The organism is Zwartia panacis (assembly GCF_030410395.1).
Classification (GTDB): Bacteria; Pseudomonadota; Gammaproteobacteria; order Burkholderiales; family Burkholderiaceae_B; genus Zwartia; species Zwartia panacis.
On record NZ_JAUHHF010000004.1, the window covers coordinates 163,639 to 185,108 of the forward strand.

General features: G+C 49.6%; 20 protein-coding genes. 7 read left to right on the forward strand and 13 right to left on the reverse strand.

The features are described 5' to 3' along the window. The first annotated feature begins 43 nt into the window (after window positions 1-43). From QWY30_RS07830 to lysS, 5 genes are all read left to right on the forward strand, one after another. Window positions 44-964 carry a hypothetical protein gene (locus QWY30_RS07830; protein WP_290239872.1) on the forward strand — a complete coding sequence of 307 codons (921 nt, stop codon included), beginning with the start codon at window positions 44-46 and terminating at the stop codon, window positions 962-964. Then, complete coding sequence (gene recJ, locus QWY30_RS07835; RefSeq protein ID WP_435433378.1) at window positions 943-2,655, forward strand: single-stranded-DNA-specific exonuclease RecJ; 1,713 nt, start codon at window positions 943-945, stop codon at window positions 2,653-2,655. The genes QWY30_RS07830 and recJ overlap by 22 nt, the downstream gene beginning before the upstream one ends. An 81-nt stretch (window positions 2,656-2,736) precedes the next feature. Then, window positions 2,737-3,841 (forward strand): peptide chain release factor 2 gene (prfB, locus tag QWY30_RS07840; protein WP_290239876.1). Its coding sequence is split into 2 segments (ribosomal slippage): window positions 2,737-2,817 and window positions 2,819-3,841, totalling 1,104 coding nucleotides; the frame shifts between segments, so codons are not numbered across the junction. 2 nt (window positions 3,842-3,843) lie between these two features. Then, window positions 3,844-4,590: an SDR family NAD(P)-dependent oxidoreductase gene (locus tag QWY30_RS07845; RefSeq protein ID WP_290239877.1), complete on the forward strand. Its 747-nt coding sequence runs from the start codon at window positions 3,844-3,846 to the stop codon at window positions 4,588-4,590. 2 nt (window positions 4,591-4,592) lie between these two features. Next, window positions 4,593-6,107: a lysine--tRNA ligase gene (gene lysS, locus QWY30_RS07850; RefSeq protein WP_290239879.1), complete on the forward strand. Its 1,515-nt coding sequence runs from the start codon at window positions 4,593-4,595 to the stop codon at window positions 6,105-6,107. Between the two features lie 19 nt (window positions 6,108-6,126). On the opposite strand, the gene QWY30_RS07855 is transcribed toward lysS, so the two are convergent. From QWY30_RS07855 to uvrB, 11 genes are all read right to left on the reverse strand, one after another. Further along, entirely contained in the window at window positions 6,127-6,912 is a 786-nt protein-coding gene (locus QWY30_RS07855; protein ID WP_290239881.1) for a hydroxypyruvate isomerase family protein, read from the reverse strand. A 16-nt stretch (window positions 6,913-6,928) separates the two neighbouring features. Then, complete coding sequence (locus QWY30_RS07860) at window positions 6,929-7,720, reverse strand: HpcH/HpaI aldolase family protein (protein WP_290239883.1); 792 nt, start codon at window positions 7,718-7,720, stop codon at window positions 6,929-6,931. A 57-nt stretch (window positions 7,721-7,777) separates the two neighbouring features. Beyond that, window positions 7,778-8,119 (reverse strand): ISC system 2Fe-2S type ferredoxin, encoded by a 342-nt coding sequence (gene fdx / locus QWY30_RS07865; protein WP_290239885.1) that lies wholly within the window; start codon window positions 8,117-8,119, stop codon window positions 7,778-7,780. Window positions 8,120-8,128: 9 nt separating this feature from the next. Next, window positions 8,129-9,985, reverse strand: coding sequence for a Fe-S protein assembly chaperone HscA (gene hscA, locus QWY30_RS07870; RefSeq protein WP_290239887.1), 1,857 nt, complete (start codon window positions 9,983-9,985; stop codon window positions 8,129-8,131). Between the two features lie 45 nt (window positions 9,986-10,030). Then, window positions 10,031-10,573: a Fe-S protein assembly co-chaperone HscB gene (hscB, locus tag QWY30_RS07875; protein WP_290239889.1), complete on the reverse strand. Its 543-nt coding sequence runs from the start codon at window positions 10,571-10,573 to the stop codon at window positions 10,031-10,033. Between the two features lie 5 nt (window positions 10,574-10,578). Further along, entirely contained in the window at window positions 10,579-10,902 is a 324-nt protein-coding gene (gene iscA, locus QWY30_RS07880; protein WP_290239890.1) for an iron-sulfur cluster assembly protein IscA, read from the reverse strand. 3 nt (window positions 10,903-10,905) lie between these two features. Further along, window positions 10,906-11,289 (reverse strand): Fe-S cluster assembly scaffold IscU, encoded by a 384-nt coding sequence (iscU, locus tag QWY30_RS07885; RefSeq protein WP_290239892.1) that lies wholly within the window; start codon window positions 11,287-11,289, stop codon window positions 10,906-10,908. A gap of 22 nt (window positions 11,290-11,311) precedes the next feature. Beyond that, the gene (locus QWY30_RS07890) at window positions 11,312-12,523 is read right to left on the reverse strand and encodes an IscS subfamily cysteine desulfurase (RefSeq protein ID WP_290239893.1); all 1,212 of its coding nucleotides are present in this window, start codon (window positions 12,521-12,523) and stop codon (window positions 11,312-11,314) included. Between the two features lie 20 nt (window positions 12,524-12,543). Continuing rightward, a complete protein-coding gene (locus QWY30_RS07895; protein WP_290239894.1) occupies window positions 12,544-13,071 on the reverse strand; it encodes a Fe-S cluster assembly transcription factor in 528 nt (175 codons plus the stop codon). 172 nt (window positions 13,072-13,243) lie between these two features. Beyond that, window positions 13,244-13,735, reverse strand: coding sequence for a low molecular weight protein-tyrosine-phosphatase (locus tag QWY30_RS07900; protein ID WP_290240100.1), 492 nt, complete (start codon window positions 13,733-13,735; stop codon window positions 13,244-13,246). Between the two features lie 216 nt (window positions 13,736-13,951). Beyond that, window positions 13,952-16,027: an excinuclease ABC subunit UvrB gene (uvrB, locus tag QWY30_RS07905; protein ID WP_290240102.1), complete on the reverse strand. Its 2,076-nt coding sequence runs from the start codon at window positions 16,025-16,027 to the stop codon at window positions 13,952-13,954. Between the two features lie 182 nt (window positions 16,028-16,209). Here uvrB and QWY30_RS07910 point away from each other — a divergent pair, with 182 nt between their 5' ends. Beyond that, complete coding sequence (locus QWY30_RS07910) at window positions 16,210-17,415, forward strand: amino acid aminotransferase (protein ID WP_290239895.1); 1,206 nt, start codon at window positions 16,210-16,212, stop codon at window positions 17,413-17,415. Window positions 17,416-17,694: 279 nt separating this feature from the next. Further along, a complete protein-coding gene (lexA, locus tag QWY30_RS07915; protein ID WP_290239897.1) occupies window positions 17,695-18,423 on the forward strand; it encodes a transcriptional repressor LexA in 729 nt (242 codons plus the stop codon). A gap of 44 nt (window positions 18,424-18,467) precedes the next feature. On the opposite strand, the gene QWY30_RS07920 is transcribed toward lexA, so the two are convergent. Both QWY30_RS07920 and lon read right to left on the reverse strand, forming a co-directional pair. Beyond that, on the reverse strand, window positions 18,468-18,857 hold the full coding sequence (locus QWY30_RS07920; protein WP_290240103.1) for an RNA-binding S4 domain-containing protein: 390 nt from the start codon (window positions 18,855-18,857) through the stop codon (window positions 18,468-18,470). A gap of 76 nt (window positions 18,858-18,933) precedes the next feature. Next, a complete protein-coding gene (lon, locus tag QWY30_RS07925; protein ID WP_290239898.1) occupies window positions 18,934-21,384 on the reverse strand; it encodes an endopeptidase La in 2,451 nt (816 codons plus the stop codon). Between the last annotated feature and the right edge of the window lie 86 nt (window positions 21,385-21,470).

Consider the following 21,470-nt stretch of genomic DNA (forward strand, 5'->3'; position numbering starts at 1 on the left):
ATCAAACCCCCAAATACATGGCCATCCAACTACAATTCCGAGTATGCAACTCATCATTCCAGGTTCTCTCCCACCTTCATCCGTTGCGGCGGATCTTATTGCCCATGTTCAAGAAAAATGTCCGGCTTTGGTTAGACGCTTGTCCACTCTTGCCGCAAAAGAAATAGACTGTCCCCCTGAAAGCTACGGGTGCACTCCCTTGGAGTATTTACAACTTTCCGATAACGGTTTTACCGGACAGGATGGACACACTTTTGGCGCCGGTCTTGGCCCTCTGAGGGCAGGGATAATAGTAGGTGATGAAGCCGTCTGGATCGCAGACATGTCCTCCGTTTCAATTGGGCGGGATGGCGCGACATTGAAGCCGTCCGAATTACTGGAACTGAACCATGAGCATGCAGAGGCGCTCTACGATTCAGTGAAACCTCTATGGGAGGAGCGAGGCATCTCTGCTCTGCCCATCGATTTAGGCCGTTGGCGAGTATGGTTACCTGGATCCGTGCGACTGAACTCCATTTCGCCTGCGGCCGTTTCTTCTCTGGAGGTCTCGGACTGGTGGCCCCAAGATGATTCAACGACTGTTTGGCGCAAGTTGCTCAATGAAATCCAAATGATTTGGCACTCTCATCCAGTGAACGAGCAAAGAGCCCTGAAAGGCCTTGAACCCGTCAATAGCCTTTGGCTTTATGGCGGTGCCTGTGGGTGGAAGCCCTTAAACAAAGCTTCAGATTCTCTTTATTTAAATGATTTAACAAAGAGTTTTTTAGTAAACGATTGGGCAAGCTGGATTGAACAACTTCCGACGCTGTCCAAACAATTGAGCCTTTTACCTGAAGGCCTCGATATCACACTTGTGGGACAGCGCAGAATCGTCAAGCTCAGCCCTCCTCAACAATCCTGGTGGCAACGCGCACTGCCCCGCCGCCCTCAAAACTGGACTGCATGGTGGACACGCCCAAATTAATCATTCGACCGTCTGATCCCCAGACCACTCAACGACTTCAAAATGCAGGGATTCATCCGCTGCTGGCTCGTCTTTGGTCAGCCAGAGGGGTTCAGCGCCAGGAAGATGTGCAGCTGGACTGGCCAGCAATGCTTGCCCCGAAAATGCTGACGCAAGCTGAATACGCCGCGCAATTACTGGCGGATGCCATCAAAGCAGGCAAAAGAATGCTGATCGTCGCCGATTATGACTGCGATGGCGCAACAGCCTGCGCAGTCGGTATGCGGGCATTGACAGAAATGGGCGCACGCGTTGACTTCCTCGTTCCGAATCGTTTTGAAACAGGATATGGTCTGTCCCCCGCCGTCGTTGAGCTTGCATGTCAACATGCCTCAGGACGCCCAGACATCCTGATTACCGTGGATAACGGCATTGCGAGTGTTGAGGGCGTGGCTGCGGCAAACGCAGCAGGAATGGGCGTCATTGTGACTGATCACCATTTGCCGGGTGATCGATTGCCCGAAGCCCTCGCAATCGTCAATCCAAACCAGCCTCACTGTGGTTTCCCTTCGAAAAATCTTGCAGGTGTAGGCGTCATTTTTTATCTCATGCTAGCCCTGAGGGCGGAACTTCGAAACCGAGGTCATTTTCCCCCCAATGGTGGTCCCAGACTCGACGCTCTCGCGGATTTGGTTGCTCTGGGTACGGTGGCCGATGTCGTCAAACTTGACGCCAACAACCGGCTGCTTGTGACGCGGGGACTTGAGCGCATGCGAAGAGGCCTGATGCAACCTGGTATCCGGGCATTATTCGCAGTTGCCTCCAGGGATCCACAAGCAGCCAGTGCCTTTGATCTAGGTTTCGCGATAGGTCCCCGCATCAACGCGGCTGGTCGCCTGGCCGACATGGGACTTGGCATACGTTGCCTCATCACGAATGATGACATGCAGGCTTTATCCCTCGCGCGCGAGCTCGACACCATCAATCGAGAGCGCAGACAAATTGAAAACATCATGAAGGAACAAGCCCTTGCGGCCACAGATTCTGTTCAGACCGGCAGACTGGGCGCCTCGGTTTGCGTATTTCATCCCGATTGGCATCAAGGCGTTGTGGGTCTCGTGGCCTCACGTCTAAAGGAAAAGTTTTTCCGTCCGACTTTGGCGTTTGCACCAGCAGGCGATGATGAATTGCGGGGTTCAGGACGATCTATCCCGGATGTGCATTTACGAGACGTACTTGATCTGGTCTCGAAAAGACACCCTGGCTTGATTCGCAAGTTTGGTGGCCATGCCATGGCGGCTGGATTGACTCTGGGTAGAGACGATTTCGATCGTTTTGCGCCTGCTTTTGATCTGGCCGTCATCGAATTAACGGGGCGGTCTAGCTTCGAACCTGTCATCGAGACAGATGGCTCTCTTGAGGAGGGTTATGCGAATGCCCAAGTGGCCAATATCCTTGAGCAGCAGGTGTGGGGAGCGGGATTTGCAGCCCCTCTGTTTTTAGACGAATTTCATATCCGTAGTCAGAAACTTGTCGGAGAGAAACACCTCAAGCTATCTGTACAACGTGGCCATCAAAGATTTGACGCCATCTGGTTTAATCACACGGACAGACTCCCTGAATTTGTCAAAATGGCATACAAACTAGACCAAAACGTCTGGAATGGCGTGATTTCAGTTCAGCTCATCGTGGAATACGCTGAAGCAGCCTGACATCGATTAAAAATGAAGCAAAAGTAAGACTCCGTTAAACTACGGGGTTACACCTATTTATAGAGCGGAAATCAAAAAAACATGGACGCAGAACGTCAAAATCAAATTTCTTCACGCCTTTTAGATTACGCCGCGCGTGAGGCAGCACTTCGGGGGTATCTTTGACTACGACGTCAAAGCCGAACGACTCCATGTCGTTAATGCCGAACTGGAAGATCCAAACGTCTGGAATGATCCCAAGCGCGCCCAAGACTTGGGTCGCGAGAAAAAAAGCATTGAAGATGTCGTTGTCACACTGACTTCACTCGCACAGTCGATTACTGACTCTCTGGAGCTATTTGAATTAGCAGCCTCCGATAATGACGATGCGACACTCGAAGCCATTGAAAAAGATGCTGAACAATTTCAGGCCACACTCGAAGGCATGGAATTCAGGCGAATGTTTTCCAATCCCGCCGATCCACTGAACTGCTTTTTAGACATTCAGGCAGGAGCCGGTGGAACCGAGGCACAAGATTGGGCATCGATGCTATTGCGGCAATATCTTCGATACGCCGAACGCAAAGGTTTTAAAACAGAACTGCTCGAAGAATCCGAGGGTGAAGTCGCAGGCATCAAATCTGCCACCATTAAAATTGAAGGTGAATATGCCTTCGGATTTTTACGTACCGAAAGTGGTGTTCACCGACTCGTACGCAAAAGCCCCTTCGACTCCTCGGGAGGACGCCATACCTCTTTTGCGAGTGTCTTTGTATATCCCGAAGTCGATGATTCGATCGAAATTGATATCAATCCGGCTGATTTGCGCATTGACACATATCGCGCGAGTGGCGCGGGTGGTCAGCACATCAACAAAACCGATTCGGCTGTTCGTATTACACACATTCCGACAAACATTGTCGTGCAATGTCAAAATGACCGCTCTCAACACCGAAACCGCGCCGAAGCCATGCAAATGCTGAAATCGAGACTCTATGAACTCGAGATGCGCAATCGCATGGCTGAACAGCAAAAAATGGAAGATGCGAAAACAGATGTTGGTTGGGGACATCAGATCAGATCCTACGTGCTGGATCAAAGTCGAATTAAAGACTTGCGCACCAACGTCGAGATTTCCAACACGCAAAAGGTGCTGGATGGAGATCTGGATCCATTTATCCAGGCGAGTCTGAAGCAAGGAGTATAAATATGAAAAAGCTGACTATTCTGACGGGTACGACTCGCGGTCTGGGCGCTGCGATGGCCGAGCAACTCGCCGCAGGTGGTGAACATCTTGTGACTCTGTCGCGAAAAGCCTCTCCGAATTTAATTGAGATTGCCAAATCGCATGGCACAGCATTGACACAAATCGAAGTCGATCTCTCGAATAGCGAAGCGGTCAAAAATGCTGCCTCACAGCTCTTACCGCTGTTCGCTGGTTACTCACACATACGCTTTATTCACAATGCCGGCACTGTGACGCCAATCGCGCAGACTCCAAACTTGACAAATCTTGAGGCGATTAACGATGCCTTCCATGTCAACATCACCTCAGCCATTTTTCTCACGGCGCATGTCCTGAACAGCGCGACACAGGCAACCGATCGCAGAGTCATGCTTATTTCCTCAGGAGCGGGACGAAATGTGAGCTCAGGCTGGGCGGTTTATTGTGCGACCAAAGCCGCTATGGACAGGTTTGCAGAGGCTGCGCAGCTTGACATGGGAGATCGTGCTCGAGTTGTTTCCATGGCGCCAGGGGTCATTGACACACCGATGCAAGAAACTATTCGGGCAACCTCTAAAAACGATCTTCCCTCGCTCGATCGGTTTATCGGCTTCAAGGAAAACAAGCAACTTGCTGATCCCGCTACGGTCGCTCAACGTCTGCTGAAGATTCTCGAAAGCGAAGCCTTTGGTACCAAAACAATCGACGATATCCGTCAACACAACGCCTGATCATGACTGACTCGAATACTCCCCAGCACGATGAAAACCACCTGATCGCAGAACGACGGGCCAAACTGACCGGTCTGCGCTCCAATGGTGTCGCCTTTCCAAATGATTTTGTCCCGACACACCGTGCGGATAAATTGCATACAGAGTTTGGCGAACAAGATCAGGCAACACTGGCTGCCGCCGCGCACCCCGCGTCTGTTGCCGGACGCATGATGCTCAAAAGAGTCATGGGTAAAGCCAGCTTTGCGACACTTCAAGATAGCACTGGACGTATACAGATCTATCTCGAACGGGGCAGTCTCGGGGAGGATCTTTACGATTCTTTTAAGCAGTGGGACATTGGCGACATCATTGCCATCACAGGCCACATCTTCAAAACGAACAAAGGCGAATTATCCATCCACGCCACGCAAGCGCGTGTACTGGCGAAGTCTCTCCGCCCTCTTCCCGACAAGTTTCATGGTGTTTCCGATCAAGAGCTTCGTTATCGTCAAAGATACGTTGATCTCATCATGACCGAACAGACGCGTGAGACGTTTATCGCTCGAAGCAAAGCGATCAGTGCAATCCGTCAAACGATGGTGGATGCTGGTTTTCTGGAAGTCGAAACACCCATGCTCCACGGTATTCCTGGCGGAGCTGCAGCCAAGCCTTTTGTCACGCATCACAACGCGCTCGATATGGAGATGTTTTTACGCATTGCACCCGAGCTTTATCTCAAGCGTTTGATCGTAGGCGGTTTTGAGCGTGTATTTGAAATTAACCGTAACTTTCGAAACGAAGGCGTCAGTCCACGTCATAACCCCGAATTTACGATGATGGAATTCTATGCAGCCTATACAAACTATCAATGGCTCATGGACTTCACGGAACAAATCATTCGCGCTGCGGCGATACAGGCATGTGGAACAGCAACGCTGACCTATCAAGGTCGTGAGCTTGATTTATCCAAGCCCTTTCATCGTCTGACAATCGTCGAGGCAATCCTCGCACATGTTCCAGAGTTTTCGGAAAATCAGCTTTCTGATATCGAGTTCGTTAAAAATCAACTCAAAAAGCGCGGCGTGGATGTGAACGCTCCAAATCTGGCTCATGCAGGCATTGGGGCACTTCAGCTTGCTCTTTTCGAAGAGACTGCGGAGTCACAGCTTTGGCATCCAACTTACATTGTCGACTATCCTATCGAAGTCTCTCCTCTTGCCCGCGAATCGGATACTCGCCCTGGCATTACAGAACGCTATGAGCTTTTTATTACAGGAAGAGAAATCGCCAACGGTTTTTCGGAGCTGAACGACCCTGAAGATCAGGCAGCGCGTTTTCACGCGCAGGTCAAAGCAAAAGACGCTGGCGACGAAGAAGCGATGTTCTATGATGCGGATTACATCCGTGCACTGGAATATGGAATGCCACCGACAGGCGGATGTGGAATCGGTATCGACCGGTTAGTGATGCTGCTGACAGACAGCCCGAGCATTCGGGATGTCATTCTGTTTCCACATTTACGTAAAGAAGATTAACGTTGTCTGTCTGATCCAGTTAGAAACATTCAGGCAAATAAGCCGTACGCCACGCGAGACCGGTTTCAACGCTTTCGCGTGGTTTGTATTCACACCCTATCCAGCCTTGATAACCCAAGCTGTCGATATGTTTGAAAACAGCTGAATAAGCGACTTCTCCCTCATCCGGTTCAGCACGGCTGGGTACAGCTGCAATCTGAATGTGCCCAATATGAGGAAAATATTTGGTTAGCTTGGTGAGGATATCCCCTTCGGCTACGCCAACATGATAGACGTCAAACATGAGCTTGATATTATCTCGCTCACATTTTTCACGTATAGCGTTCGACTCCGCTTGAGTAGAATAGAAATATCCAGGCTTGTCGCGTTGATTGATGGCCTCAAGCAAAATAGTGACACTTTGCTCAGCCGCCAGATCTGCCGCCCACTTTAGATTTTTGACTAAAGTTTGTGTCGCCTGCCCATGCGCATGTGGATCGATGATTCCAGGCAACACATGGATGGCGGAGCCGCCTGCCTCTAAACACCATTGAAGCGACATTTCAAAAGATTTTTGAAATTCGACTTCGCGACCCGATAAAGCAGCCAAACCGGACTCACCCTTTGATCCATCCCCAATCGGTGCATTGATACCAAGCAGTTTGACTCCAAGACGCTGACAGGCCTCGCGTACCTGAGAGGCCTCTGTATCGTAGGGCCAGTGCAATTCAATGGCACGAAAATCATTGGCTGCAGCCCGCTCGATGCGTTCAAGCAACGGCAATTGAGACCACAAAAAACCAAGGTTCGCTGAAAATCGTACCATTGGATCTCCGAAATGATTAATAACCAGTTTTAGAGGGTGCGGAAGTTTGCGCCCCACGCGCGGTTGACACAGCAGCTTTGGCAGCATTTGCCATCAGTGCGGCCTCATTGCCCGGAGTGACCATCTGGAAGCCTTGCTTAATCCGCATGGCAGCGGCCTCACCAGATGAACAAAAAATCCCGGCTATTTTTCCATGTGCGATAGCACGCGCACGAATATGCTCAACCGCTTTCATGACGACTGGATCGTCAGATTCAGATTTTGGAACGCTACCCAGTGCAAGTGCAAGATCATTTGGACCGATATAGATACCATCTAGGCCATCAATCTCGAGAATCTTGTCTAAATTATCCAATCCAGCTTGTGTTTCAATCATTCCAAGCGTAAGAATTTCTTTATCAGCTTGAGGATAATAGTCTGCACCGCCATACAAAAATCCTCGAGCTGGCCCAAAGGAGCGCTGTCCATGGGGAGGATAACGGCAAGAGGAAACGAAACTAGCCGCATCGTCAACGGTTGAAATCATCGGGCAGATGATGCCATAGGCGCCGCTGTCCAAAAGACGCATGATTTGCGCTGGATCATTCCACGGTACTCGGGCCAAAGGAATCGCAGGGGTCGATGACAAAGCCTGAAACATGGAAAGCGCCGCATCGATTCCGATCATGCCATGCTGAAGATCAACGGTCACGGAGTCAAAACCCTGGTGACCAATTACCTCTGCTGAGTAGGAAGAAGGAATGGCAAGCCAACCATTGATCACTGGCTGACCAGAAGAAATTTTCTGACGAATGCTGTTGGGTCTCATGAGTTCTCCACTATTATTGATGTGCGGGATACTTTACACGATTGCCAACAGAATGTTTTAGTGATTTTCTTTTGCGTGATTAATGGTGTATCGCGGAATTTCAATTGTTAGGTCGGCATTCGCAACGCGTGCCTGGCAAGCGAGTCTAGAGGTAGTGGAAAGTCCCCATGCTCGATCAAGAAGATCTTCCTCTGAATCAGATGCTTCGGCCAGGGACTGGAAGCCTTCTTTGACCACAACATGACAGGTCGTGCAGGCACATGAGAGCTCACAGGCATGCTCAAGCTCCACATGATTATCAAGAAGAACTCGACAAATAGACTCACCCGTTGGAGCGTTTTCGATCACCTTACCTTGGGGACAAACTTCCGGGTGTGGCAAAACAGTAATTTTGGGCATGAACGAATCCTATAAGTCCTCTAATGAACGACCAGTCAACGCAGCACGAATACTGCGATCCATACGTCGCGCCGCAAAATCGTCGGTCACCGCTGACAAAGCTTTAATTGCCGTACGGATTGACTCAACGTCTTCACCGGCGGCTGCACGCTGAGTCATCTGCAATTGTTGCTCGATACGCGTCTGCTCAGACGCGCTCAGTAAATCCGAATCTGCGGAAAGTGCGGCCGTCACAGACTCAATTAATTGCTGCGCGTCCACTTGAGCCTCTCTGAGCATTCGCATTGTTGCGTCATGTCCAGCCTTGGACATGCCTTCGGAAAGCATGCGGGAAATCTCATCATCATCCAAACCAAAGGATGGTTTGACAGTGACGGAGGCTTCCACACCGGAGCCAAGCTCCCGCGCAGATACACTCAGCAATCCGTCTGCATCCACCTGAAAGGTGACGCGTATACGCGCAGCGCCAGCCACCATGGCGGGAATCCCACGTAGCTCAAAACGGGCCAAAGACCGACAGTCCGAAACTAAATCTCGTTCGCCCTGCACAACATGAACAGCCAACGCTGTCTGACCGTCCTTGAAAGTTGTGAATTCTTGGGCTCGCGCAACAGGGATCGTACTGTTACGCGGGATGATGTGCTCGACCAGTCCACCCATGGTCTCTAAACCAAGTGTCAATGGCGTCACATCGAGAAGCAACCAGTCCTCCCCGGGATGACGATTGCCCGCTAAAAGATTTGCTTGGAGAGCCGCACCCAGAGCGACAACTTGATCCGGATCCAAATCCGTTAAAGGTTCAGTACCAAATGCCTCACCCACACGTCTTCGGATCACGGGCATGCGTGTCGCACCTCCCACCATCACCACACCTTTAATATCAGAGGTGCTCAGCGAGGCATCCTTGAGCGCTTGTTGAGCGCATGAAAGCGTACGAGCAACGAGAGGCTCAGCAATGTGTTCAAAGGCATCACGGGAAAGTTGGAGAGAATACTGAGCGCCATTCAGGCTGACAGGCTCAATATGCTCTTGATGGTCAGTTAATTTTTCGCGTAGCCGGCGCGCGGCACTCAGTAATATCCGACGCGATGGATGATCCAGATTATTCAGATGGTGTATGTGGACGAAGTGCTCAACGATCAATCCGTCAAAGTCATCTCCCCCCAGTCGAGTATCGCCACCGGTGGCAATCACTTCAAACACACCACGGGAAAGCCTGAGCAATGAAATATCAAAAGTGCCTCCACCTAGATCATAGACCGCATATACACCTTCAGAACCATGATCAAGTCCGTAAGCAATGGCCGCAGCAGTCGGCTCATTCAACAAACGCAATACATTCAAACCCGCCAGGCGCGCTGCGTCTCGGGTTGCTTGACGTTGCGCGTCATCGAAGTAGGCGGGAACCGTAATGACTGCCCCAACCAGGTCATCACCCAGCGTTCCCTCAGCCAGTAATTTCAATTTTTCAAGGATCTTGGCGGCAACCTCGACGGGTGAAAGGGTGACATATTGAGTCTTCACTCTGACACTTTGACCATCCTCGATAAAATGATAAGGCATCCCAGACTCAAGCGCCTCATGATAGGATCGACCCATCAACCGCTTGATCGACACGAGGGTATCAAGAGGAAATGCATCTTGTTGCGCGAGTGCATCAAAACCGATTGCCGCTTGACCATCGGCCCCCACATAAACCGCGGAAGGCACGAGCGGACGACCCGACTCATCACCCAGCACTTCGGGAACACTGCTTCGGACAGCAGCGACCAATGAATGCGTCGTGCCTAAATCAATCCCAACCGCTAAACGACGCTGGTGTGGTGCTGGTGACTCACCAGGTTCAGAAATCTGCAATAACGCCATATGTTTGCTTCAATCGCACTCTGTGCAGCATAGAGACCGCAAGGTCTAATTAATTGCACGTAACTGCGCAATCAGCTTGTTTAAAAATAACCACTCGCGGACACGCGAAGCCGCCATATCGTAACGCTCTTGTTCCAAAAATTCACTGACAGCATTTGAAACTTCTTGCTCGGCCTCAATCAGCTCTTGATTGAGAGCTTGATATGCAGAGAGACGGGAGGATTGATCTTCGATCTCAAGCAAAGAATCAAGCTGCTCGTGCCAACTCATCTGTCTGAATAAAAAATCAGAAGACATTGCAGTGTTTGTTTCAGTTTGCAAATCAACACCCGCGAGTTCGCACAGATAGCGCGCTCGGGAAAGTGGATCTTTCAAAATCCGATAAGCCTCATTTGCCTGAGAACTCCACTGCATAGCTACCCGTTTTTCAGCGGCAGAGCGTGTAGCGAAACGATCCGGGTGAACAGCCAAAGCCACTTTCTTCCAAGACGACTCAAGCACTGTAGGATCAATGCTGAAACGCCTGGGGAGTCCCAGCAAAGTGAAATGATCCTGGGATGCAAGTGGACCTTGACTGAGCGTATCCAAGAGATTTATACCGTGAAAGACTCGCCGCAACCACAGGTCGCCTTTTCGTTCGGATTACGAAACTTAAAGCCTTCGTTCAGCCCTTCGCGAGCGTAATCGAGTTCGGTGCCATCCAAATAGGACAAGCTCTTTGGATCAACGAACACTTTGACACCAAAACTCTCAAACACTTGGTCTTCGGCAGCAGGCTCGTCTACGTATTCAAGTTTGTAAGCCATACCAGAACAACCCGTTGTTCTCACGCCCAAACGTAGTCCAATACCACTACCACGTTTTTGAAGGTACTTGCCGATATGGTCGGCAGCCTGAGATGTCAATGTGACGCCCATGATTTACCCCGTATGCTTATTTTTGTAATCCTCAACTGCAGCCTTGATCGCATCCTCAGCAAGAATGGAACAATGAATCTTGACAGGAGGAAGAGCCAACTCTTCAGCGATCTGCGTGTTGCGAATGGTTAAAGCCTCATCCAGAGTCTTACCTTTTACCCACTCTGTCACGAGCGAGCTCGAAGCAATGGCAGATCCACAACCATAAGTTTTGAAACGTGCATCTTCGATAATTCCTGCATCGTTGACGCGAATCTGCAACTTCATCACATCGCCACAAGCCGGGGCACCGACCATTCCAGTACCCACTTGGTCATCACTTTTATCGAACGTTCCCACATTACGTGGATTTTCGTAGTGATCCAGTACTTTTTCGCTGTAAGCCATTTGTGTTCTCCAACCAATGCGTTTAGTGGGCAGCCCACTGAACTGAATTTAAATCGATACCTTCTTTGGCCATTTCCCAAAGAGGCGACATGTCGCGCAACTTGCCCACACGTGCTTTGAGCAACTCCACTGCAAAATCGATATCCTGCTCTGTTGTGAAGCGGCCAATCGTGAAACGAATCGAGCTGTGTGCCAACTCATCATTCCGACCCAATGCACGTAAAACATATGAAGGCTCAAGACTGGCAGAAGTACAGGCGGAACCGCTCGAGACCGCTAACTCTTTGATTGCCATAATCAAAGACTCGCCTTCAACATAATTGAAGCTCACGTTCAAATTGTGAGGAACGCGATGTTCGAGATCTCCATTCAGATAGACCTCCTCGATTTGCGAAAGTCCGGCCCATAGACGATCCCGAAGCATGCGAATACGTTCGTTTTCAGTGCCCATTTCTTGCTGAGCCAAAGCAAAAGCCTCGCCCATGCCAACAATCTGATGAGTCGCGAGTGTTCCCGAACGGAAACCACGCTCATGTCCTCCACCATGCATCTGCGCCTCGATCCGGATGCGGGGCTTGCGTCGAACAAATAGCGCACCGATTCCTTTGGGGCCATAAGTCTTATGTGCACAGAAAGACATCAGATCAACTTTGAGCGTTTGCAAGTCAATCGCAACCTTGCCGGTTGCCTGGGCAGCATCCACATGGAAAATAATATTTTTGGAGCGACAAAGTTCACCAATTCCTGCAATGTCTTGGATGACACCAATTTCATTGTTGACGAACATGACAGAAATCAGGACGGTATCAGGACGGATCGCAGCCTTGAGTGCATCCATGCTAATCAAGCCGTTTTCTTGCACATCAAGATAAGTCACCTCAAATCCTTGTCGCTCAAGCTCCCGGCATGGATCTAATACTGCCTTGTGTTCGGTTTTGACGGTGATAATGTGCTTGCCGCGCTCTGCATAAAAAGTCGCTGCACCTTTAATAGCGAGGTTATTCGATTCAGTCGCGCCTGATGTCCAGATAATTTCTCTTGGATCTGCGTTCACAAGAGCAGCTACTTGCTCACGTGCGCGCTCGACGGCCTCCTCGGCTTCCCATCCGTATGCATGGCTTCGAGACGCAGGATTACCTGCATGCTCGTAAAGCCAGGGAATCATTTTCTCAACAACTCGAGGATCTACCGGAGTCGTGGCCGAGTAGTCAAAATAAATAGGACGGGTTGACATGCTGAAACTCCTGAATATTCTTAAAGACTAATCGACGCAGGCTCTGTGGAAAGAGAAGAACCTGTCGTACCGACAACGTTGACACGCACACCTGCGCCAGAGGACTTGCTAGCCTCCTGGATCTGACGCAAACGCTGCTGGTCCACAAGATCTTGAAGCGACACAGAATCAAGAAAATCGACCATTTTGCGGTTGAGCGTCGACCAAAGCTCGTGGGTCATACAAATGCCAGGCTTGCCATCAGTACCGCTATCACAGGCCGACTTACCACCACAATTGGTCGCATCGATTGGCTCGTCGACTGCAAAAATAATGTCGGCGACCGTGATGTTGCGAGCAAGACGGGACAAGGTGTAACCACCGCCGGGGCCGCGAACACTTTCAACCAGCTCGTGGCGGCGTAACTTTCCAAACAGCTGTTCCAGATAGGAAAGAGAGATGTTTTGGCGCTGACTGATGGCCGACAATGTGACGGGACCTCCCTGTTGGCGGAGAGCCAAATCAATCATGGCAGTGACGGCGAAACGTCCTTTTGTAGTGAGCCTCATGACAGTATCCTTTGAAGAAACCTTGAGTGTTTAAAGACTTACCCGACTAAACAACTCAAGTATACATAATTCCCGAGTGTTTTAGTTGGGTATACCCTTAAAACCTTGTTGGGATTCAGGATAAAAGTCGTAAAAAAACCGCGCAGTGCGCGGTTTTTCACTCGTCAGGAGTTTAGGCTGCCTGATACTGAGTCGCACGCTTGCGTACGAGCTCAAGCACGCCTTGACAAGCATCTTCGAGATAATCCAGCACCTTTCCAAATCCCTCTGGGCCACCATAATAAGGATCAGGAACCGTTGCTTCCTCAAACTCGTTCGCAAAGCGCATCAACAACATCAGTTTGTGTTGATGGGGCTTGGGGCATTGTTGCTGCAAAGCAGAAAGGTTTTCCCAATCCATCGCAAGTATGAGATCGTACTCAAGGAAATCTTCGGGTTCGACTTGTCGAGCCTCAGCACGGGTAATCTCATAACCACGCTTTCGTGCGGCAGCGATCGCCCGCGGATCAGGGGCCTCGCCAACGTGGAAGCTATGGGTGCCGGCGGAATCAATCCCGACGACCTCTGAGAGGCCTGCGTCATTGATGAGGTGGCGAAAAACGCCTTCTGCGCTGGGCGACCGGCAAATGTTGCCCATGCATACGAAGAGAACTTTTGTCATGATGGTGCATATTGTGCGGGAAAACCCGTAACATGTCCAGATATTTTTTTCGTTTTTTTAAAAACAACCAAACATAAAAATAAATTATTAGTTGTTATAAAACAATGGGTTAAAGAATTTTTCTTTTCAGAAACTTTAATTTTTAATTTTATAAAACCCAATGTTAATGAACAAAAAACCCCTTTTCAGATGCACTGCAACAACGCTTTGACATCAAAACTATGCACCAGAGAGCAGCACACGCTCTTTCAACGCCTTGAGTGCATCACGAGCCGCAGCAGCCTGTTCAAACTCAAGATTGCGTGCATGATCCAGCATGAGCTTTTCCAAACGTTTGAACTCTTTGGCCAACGCCTTCTCGTCCGTCAGCAATGACAGTGAAACCCCCTGCTCCTCTTGTTCTCTGAAGGCTGGTGCCACAATTCCATCAATCAGTTCCCGCACGGCTTTACGAACACTTCGAGCCTGAATGCCATGCTCAAGATTAAATGCAAGCTGCTTTTGACGTCGGCGCTCGGTTTCGCCCATCGCGCGTTTCATTGAGTCAGTGATACGGTCTGCGTACAGAATGGCTCGCCCGTTTAAATTTCGGGCGGCACGACCAATTGTTTGTATCAGACTCCTGTCTGAACGCAGAAATCCCTCTTTATCCGCATCCAAAATTGCGACGAGCGAAACCTCTGGGATATCAAGACCTTCTCTTAGTAAGTTAATCCCAACTAACACATCAAATACACCCAGACGTAGATCTCGGATGATTTCTACTCGCTCAACAGTATCAATATCCGAATGCAGATATCGAACTCGAATGCCATGCTCCGTCAAATAATCCGTTAAATCCTCGGCCATGCGTTTGGTTAAAGTGGTCACAAGCACTCTCTCTTCGATTGCGACTCGTAACTTGATCTCTCCCAATAAATCATCCACCTGCGTGCGGGCGGGTCTGACCTCCACAACAGGATCCACCAATCCAGTCGGACGCACAACCTGCTCGACCACATTGTCAGTATGTGTTTGTTCATACTGACCTGGAGTTGCAGACACAAAAATACACTGACGCATCCGCGCTTCAAACTCTTCCATTTTCAAAGGACGATTATCCATCGCGGAGGGTAAGCGGAAACCATAATTCACAAGCGTTTCTTTGCGCGCACGATCTCCCCGATACATACCGCCAAGCTGCCCAATCGTGACGTGGCTTTCATCAATAAACATCAGGGCATCAGACGGTAAGTAATCTATCAGTGTGGGCGGGGGCTCACCCGGCAAGGCACCTGACAAGTGTCGCGAATAGTTTTCAATACCTTTGCAAAACCCGAGTTCAGTCAGCATCTCGAGATCGAAACGCGTGCGCTGTTCGATACGTTGCGCTTCAACGAGATGCCCCCCATCTACAAAAAACTTAACGCGTTCGCGCAACTCCTCTTTGATCGTTTCTATCGCGCGCAACACAGTGTCCCGAGGCGTTACGTAATGTGAACCTGGGTATACAGTAAATCGAGGCACTTTTTGACGGATTTTTCCAGTCAGGGGATCAAAGAGCTCAAGGCTCTCAATTTCGTCGTCAAACAAAGACAGGCGAACTGCGAGTTCCGCGCTCTCTGCGGGAAAAATATCAATCGTCTCTCCGCGGGCTCGAAATGTGCCGCGCGTAAATTCAGTGTCGTTTCGCTCGTACTGCATTGCAACGAGTCGGGCGAGGATTTCGCGGCGTGGAATGCGATCGCCCACGCGCAAAATCAGCACCATCGAGTGATAGTCGGAGGGGTTTCCAATGCCATAGATACAGGAAACCGTGCCGACGATGATGGTGTCACGGCGTTCAAGCAGGCTTTTGGTCGCCGATAAACGCATCTGTTCAATATGCTCGTTAATTGAAGAGTCCTTTTCAATAAACAAGTCGCGAGTGGGAACATACGCTTCTGGTTGGTAATAGTCGTAATACGAAACAAAATACTCAACTGCGTTTTTAGGAAAAAACTCTCGCATTTCGGCATATAGCTGCGCAGCGAGTGTCTTGTTAGGTGCCAATACCACTGCTGGACGCCCAAGGCGTGCAATCATGTTGGCCATCGTGAATGTTTTACCTGATCCCGTCACGCCTAACAGCGTCTGCATCATGAGCCCGTCTCTGACACCCTGCTCAAGTTGATTGATCGCATTGGGTTGGTCACCGCCCGGGGGATAAGGCTGGTAAAGATGAAATGGGCTGTCTGGATATTCAACAAAACGAGGTTTTTCGTGACCTGTCGAGATTGACGCAGGAAGAGTCGGGATATCGCTGTGGGCGGTCATTTGTTGAGGTGGAATCTTTGAGGTCATGCTAGACTTATTGGGGAAACCCCTTGGGCGCGGGATCAGCTTCCTATTATGTCCCTAGACAGGCAGAGCGTCCACCCAAAACAATGAGTGTTATTCAGACACTGGTTTTTACAATTCTGCTTTCACCTTTTAGACACACTCTACAAAAACCGCAAATGAGCACCCTCTTTCAATCCGTAGAACTCGCCCCACGCGACCCGATTTTGGGTCTGAACGAACAATTTAACGCTGACACTCGTGCACACAAGGTCAACCTGGGTGTGGGTGTCTATTACGACGATAACGGGAAAATTCCCCTTCTTTCAGCTGTACATCAGGCCGAAGTCGCAAGGGTTGAGGCTGCTGCAGCACGTGGTTATCTTCCCATCGAAGGGATTGCCGGCTACAACAAAGGCGCTCAAGAGCTTGTGCTCGGAAAAAATTCACCACTTGTCGCGGCGGGTCGCGTGCTCACCATGCAAGCGCTAGGCGGTACGGGCGCACTTAAAATCGGTGCAGATTTCATCAAACAACTGGTACCTGGTGCAAAAGTCGCAATCAGCAACCCGAGTTGGGAGAATCATCGCGCACTTTTTGAGCGCGCGGGCTTTGAGGTTATCAATTACCCCTATTACGATCCTGCGACGCACGGATTGGACTTTCAAGGCATGCTCAATGCATTGCGAGCACTTCCCGCCAAGAGTGTCGTGGTTCTTCACGCTTGCTGTCACAATCCAACTGGTGTTGACTTAACAAACGAGCAGTGGCGCGAAGTCGCCAAGGTCATTAAAGACACCAATCTCATTCCTTTCCTGGATATTGCTTATCAAGGTTTTGGTGATGGTTTGGAACAAGACGCTTCAGCTGTTAGGCTCTTTGCTGAGCTCGACATGACCATGTTTATTAGCTCCTCTTTTTCCAAATCCTTCTCCCTGTACGGCGAACGCGTGGGCGCGCTCACCATCGTCACAGGCAGCCAGGACGAATCAAATCGTGTGTTGAGCCAGGTCAAGCGGGTCATTCGCACCAATTACTCAAACCCGCCAACCCATGGAGGCACGATCGTATCGACTGTGCTCAACACTCCAAAGCTTTTTGCTCTTTGGGATCAAGAGCTTGCTGGAATGCGCGAACGTATCAGATTGATGCGACGCCAACTCGTCGAAAAACTTGCACAAAATGGTGTGAAAGAGGACTTCAGCTTTGTGATGAAGCAACGCGGGATGTTCTCTTATTCCGGATTAACTGCCGCACAAGTGGACCGCCTACGCGACGAACATGCGATTTACGCAGTCAGCAGTGGTCGCATTTGCGTAGCAGCTCTCAATAGTCACAACATTGACGTTGTAGCCAAAGCAATGGCCAATGTGATGAAAACCTGAAATAAGGATTCGCTGAAGCACCTTCAGTGATCACTTTTAGTATTTTTATTCTTTTTAGTCCCTGTATTTGACAGCCTCGCATAGCGGGGCTGTTTTTTTATACAGATAATATTTGCCAACACTCAGGAAATCAGGCAAAATTAGTGCTGTATATAAAAACAGCACTGCAAAAAACCACTGCAAAAAACCACTGCAAAAAAGCACCGCAAAAACAGTACTGTAGAAAACATTGCGCAACACTGTACAAACAAGCACCAAGCACGCACGAAGGATTGGACGATGACTATCAAACTGACTGATCGCCAGCAGCAAATTCTGGATCTGATCCGCGATGCCGTGCTTCGCACCGGATTTCCTCCTACCCGTGCTGAAATCGCTCAAAAATTAGGTTTTCGATCTGCCAATGCTGCCGAGGATCATCTGAGAGCGCTGGCACGCAAAGGGGTCATTGAGCTCACAGCAGGTGCATCGCGTGGCATACGTTTAACCGAGAGTGCTGCAGATTTTCCTTCAGATTCGAACAGTTCTGGAGAGTTGATCAACAATATTGACAGTACAGATGATTCTACGCGCACAGATTCCAGACGGATCAGCCTGAAACATTTGCCTGACATGGGTCAAATGCTTGTTCCACTGATCGGTCGTGTCGCGGCAGGCTACCCGATGCTCGCGGCTGAGAATATAGAAAAAGAAGTTTCCGTCGACCCCGCTCTCTTTGGACAAATGCCTGACTATTTATTGAAAGTCAAAGGATTGAGCATGCGCGATGTAGGCATACTGGATGGTGACTTACTTGCGATCAAAAAAACGAGTGATGCACGTAACGGTCAAATCATCGTTGCCCGGATTGATGACGATGTCACTGTCAAACGTTTGAGCAAACGTGGCGGACAAATCGAACTTCTTCCAGAGAATCCTGATTTCGAGCCTATCGTGGTTCAACCAGGACAGGACTTTTCTGTCGAAGGTATTGCCCTCGGTCTGATTAGAAACTCACCACTACACTGAGACTCAAACTCAAACTCAAACTCAAATTAAAACTCAGAGCCACTTTAGCCTTCCCTCCATCGCACTAATGCTCTTCGATTCCGCTTTGTTGGGCGACCTTCAATGTCTTGGGATGGCTCACTGTAAAAACGCCTGTTTTCTGCCGCAGTTTGTCTCATGAGAACACTTTCAGGCGTTTCTTCATAAAGTAGTCTCGCTAAGGGCGCAGACTTTCGTTGTTCAGTAATGCCACGAACAACGAGTTCGAAACGCTCCTGTTCACGTTGAATTTTTAAACGTTCTCCTACTTTGATCAAGCGAGCAGGTTTTGCTCGCTCGTCAGCGACAAGGACACGACCTGACTCGATTGCTGAAACAGCCAGGGTACGAGACTTGAAAAACCTGGCGGCCCAAAGCCATTTATCCAGACGCACTGAATCTACAAATATATGCATCAAGACCTCCTAACCAAAAGAGAGGCGCCTGACCGGCGCCTCTCTTTTGAACGGGTTAAATAGGTAGAACGATCAATTAGTGCTTAATCACCGGATCTGTTGAAGCGGCTACCTCGGACTTTGCAACAACTTCCTTGGCGACAACAGCTTCCTCGGGCAAAGGTTTTGTCGGCTCAGACAAAGCCACCTCTAAAACCTTGTCAATCCAGCGAACTGGCACGATCTCAAGATGATTTTTGACATTATCTGGAATCTCGGCCAAATCTTTGACGTTCTCTTCGGGAATCAAAACTGTTTTGATTCCACCGCGATGTGCCGCTAAAAGTTTTTCTTTTAAGCCACCAATAGCAAGAACTTCACCTCGCAACGTGATCTCACCAGTCATCGCGACATCCGCACGAACAGGAATATGCGTCAGAGCAGAAACGATCGCTGTGGTGATCGCAATACCTGCAGAGGGACCATCCTTGGGAGTCGCACCTTCAGGAAAGTGAACGTGGATATCACGCTTCTCAAAAACTGAATCTGCGATTCCTAGGCGAGCCGCACGAGCACGCACGACGCTTCGAGCAGCCTCGACGGATTCTTTCATCACATCGCCGATCGAACCTGTGCGCTGAATCACACCCTTACCAGGCATGTCTGCGACCTCGATTGTGAGCAAATCACCACCCACCTCAGTCCATGCAAGACCCGTCACTTGACCAATCTGATTTTCCTTTTCAGCCATGCCAAAGTTGTAACGGCGAACTCCCAAGTAATCACTCAGATTTTCAGACGTCACGACAACCTTCGCGACAGGATCGGATGACTTCTCGGCTTTTTTCGCCTCAGTCTCTGCAAGAAGTTTCTTGACGACTTTGCGACAAATCTTTCCGACATCCCGCTCAAGAGAACGTACGCCAGCTTCACGCGTGTAATAACGAACGATGTCACGTATTGCAGACTCTTCGATGACGAGCTCTTCAGGCTTGACACCATTGTTCTTCATTACCTTAGGAATCAAATGATCAAGGGCGATATGGATTTTTTCGTCTTCTGTGTAACCAGACAAACGAATGACTTCCATGCGATCCAGCAATGCTGGAGGAATGTTCAACGTATTACTCGTCGCGACAAACATCACATCTGAAAGATCAAAGTCAACCTCGACATAATGATCCTGGAATGTATGGTTCTGTTCTGGATCAAGCACCTCAAGCAAAGCCGATGCTGGATCACCACGGAAGTCCATGCCTAACTTATCGATCTCGTCGAGCAGGAACAGTGGGTTTCTCACTGCAACCTTGGACATGTTTTGAAGGATTTTCCCTGGCATAGAACCAATGTAGGTTCGACGATGACCACGAATCTCTGCTTCATCGCGTACGCCGCCCAAGGCCATCCGAATGAACTTTCGGTTAGTCGCTTTGGCGATGGATTGACCAAGGGAGGTTTTACCCACGCCTGGAGGTCCAACTAGGCAAAGGATCGGAGCCTTGACTTTATCAACACGCTGCTGAACAGCAAGATATTCAAGGATACGCTCTTTGACCTTGTCCAAACCATAATGGTCATTATCGAGGACACTTTCAGCATTCGGAATAGAGTTGTTGACCTTGCTTTTTTTGCGCCAAGGTAAAGCAATCACAGTGTCGATATAGTTACGGACCACAGTCGCTTCAGCAGACATGGGCGACATCAGCTTGAGCTTTTTAAGCTCTCCATCAACTTTTTTACGGGCGTCTTTGGGAAGGTGCGCAGCCTCGATTTTTTTCTCGAGCTCTTCAATATCAGCACCCTCTTCGCCCTCACCGAGCTCTTTTTGAATGGCCTTGACCTGCTCATTCAAATAGTAGTCTCGCTGGCTTTTTTCCATCTGTTTTTTAACGCGACCGCGAATACGCTTTTCGACTTGCAGAATGTCGATCTCTGTTTCGAGTTGGGACAACAATGCCTCGAGACGCTCAGAAGTCGAGATGATCTCTAACATCTTTTGCTTTTGCTCGAGCTTCAATGGCAAATGTGCAGCAATAGTGTCAGCAAGTCGACCCGCGTCATCAATGCCTGCCAAAGAAGTCAAAATCTCAGGAGGGATCTTTTTATTGAGTTTGACATACTGCTCGAACTGACTCACGATCGCACGACGCAGGGCCTCGATCTCGGCACCGGTTGTCGCATCGGGTGTGATCGGTACTAATTCAGAAGTGAAATGCGTGTCTGCATCCTGAATATTGGTGAGACGCGCACGCTGTGCGCCCTCAACCAACACTTTCACCGTACCGTCAGGAAGCTTCAGCATTTGCAAGATTGTTGCTACGCAACCAATCTCATACACATCCTCAGGAGTCGGATCGTCTTTGCCGGCAGATTTTTGAGCGGCAAGCATAATGCTCTTGCCTGCTTCCATAGCAGCCTCAAGAGCACGAATTGAACGGGGTCTCCCGACAAAGAGCGGGATGACCATGTGCGGAAACACGACAACGTCGCGCAACGGCAACAAAGGCAAATTGATGGGTTCAGAAGGCAAGGCCTGATGTCCGGACATAATGTCCTCCTAATAAAAACTCGGCAAATCCTATAGGGCGGCCGATACAAAGCCCGTGTTTCTACGAATAGCTTCGTTATTGGGAC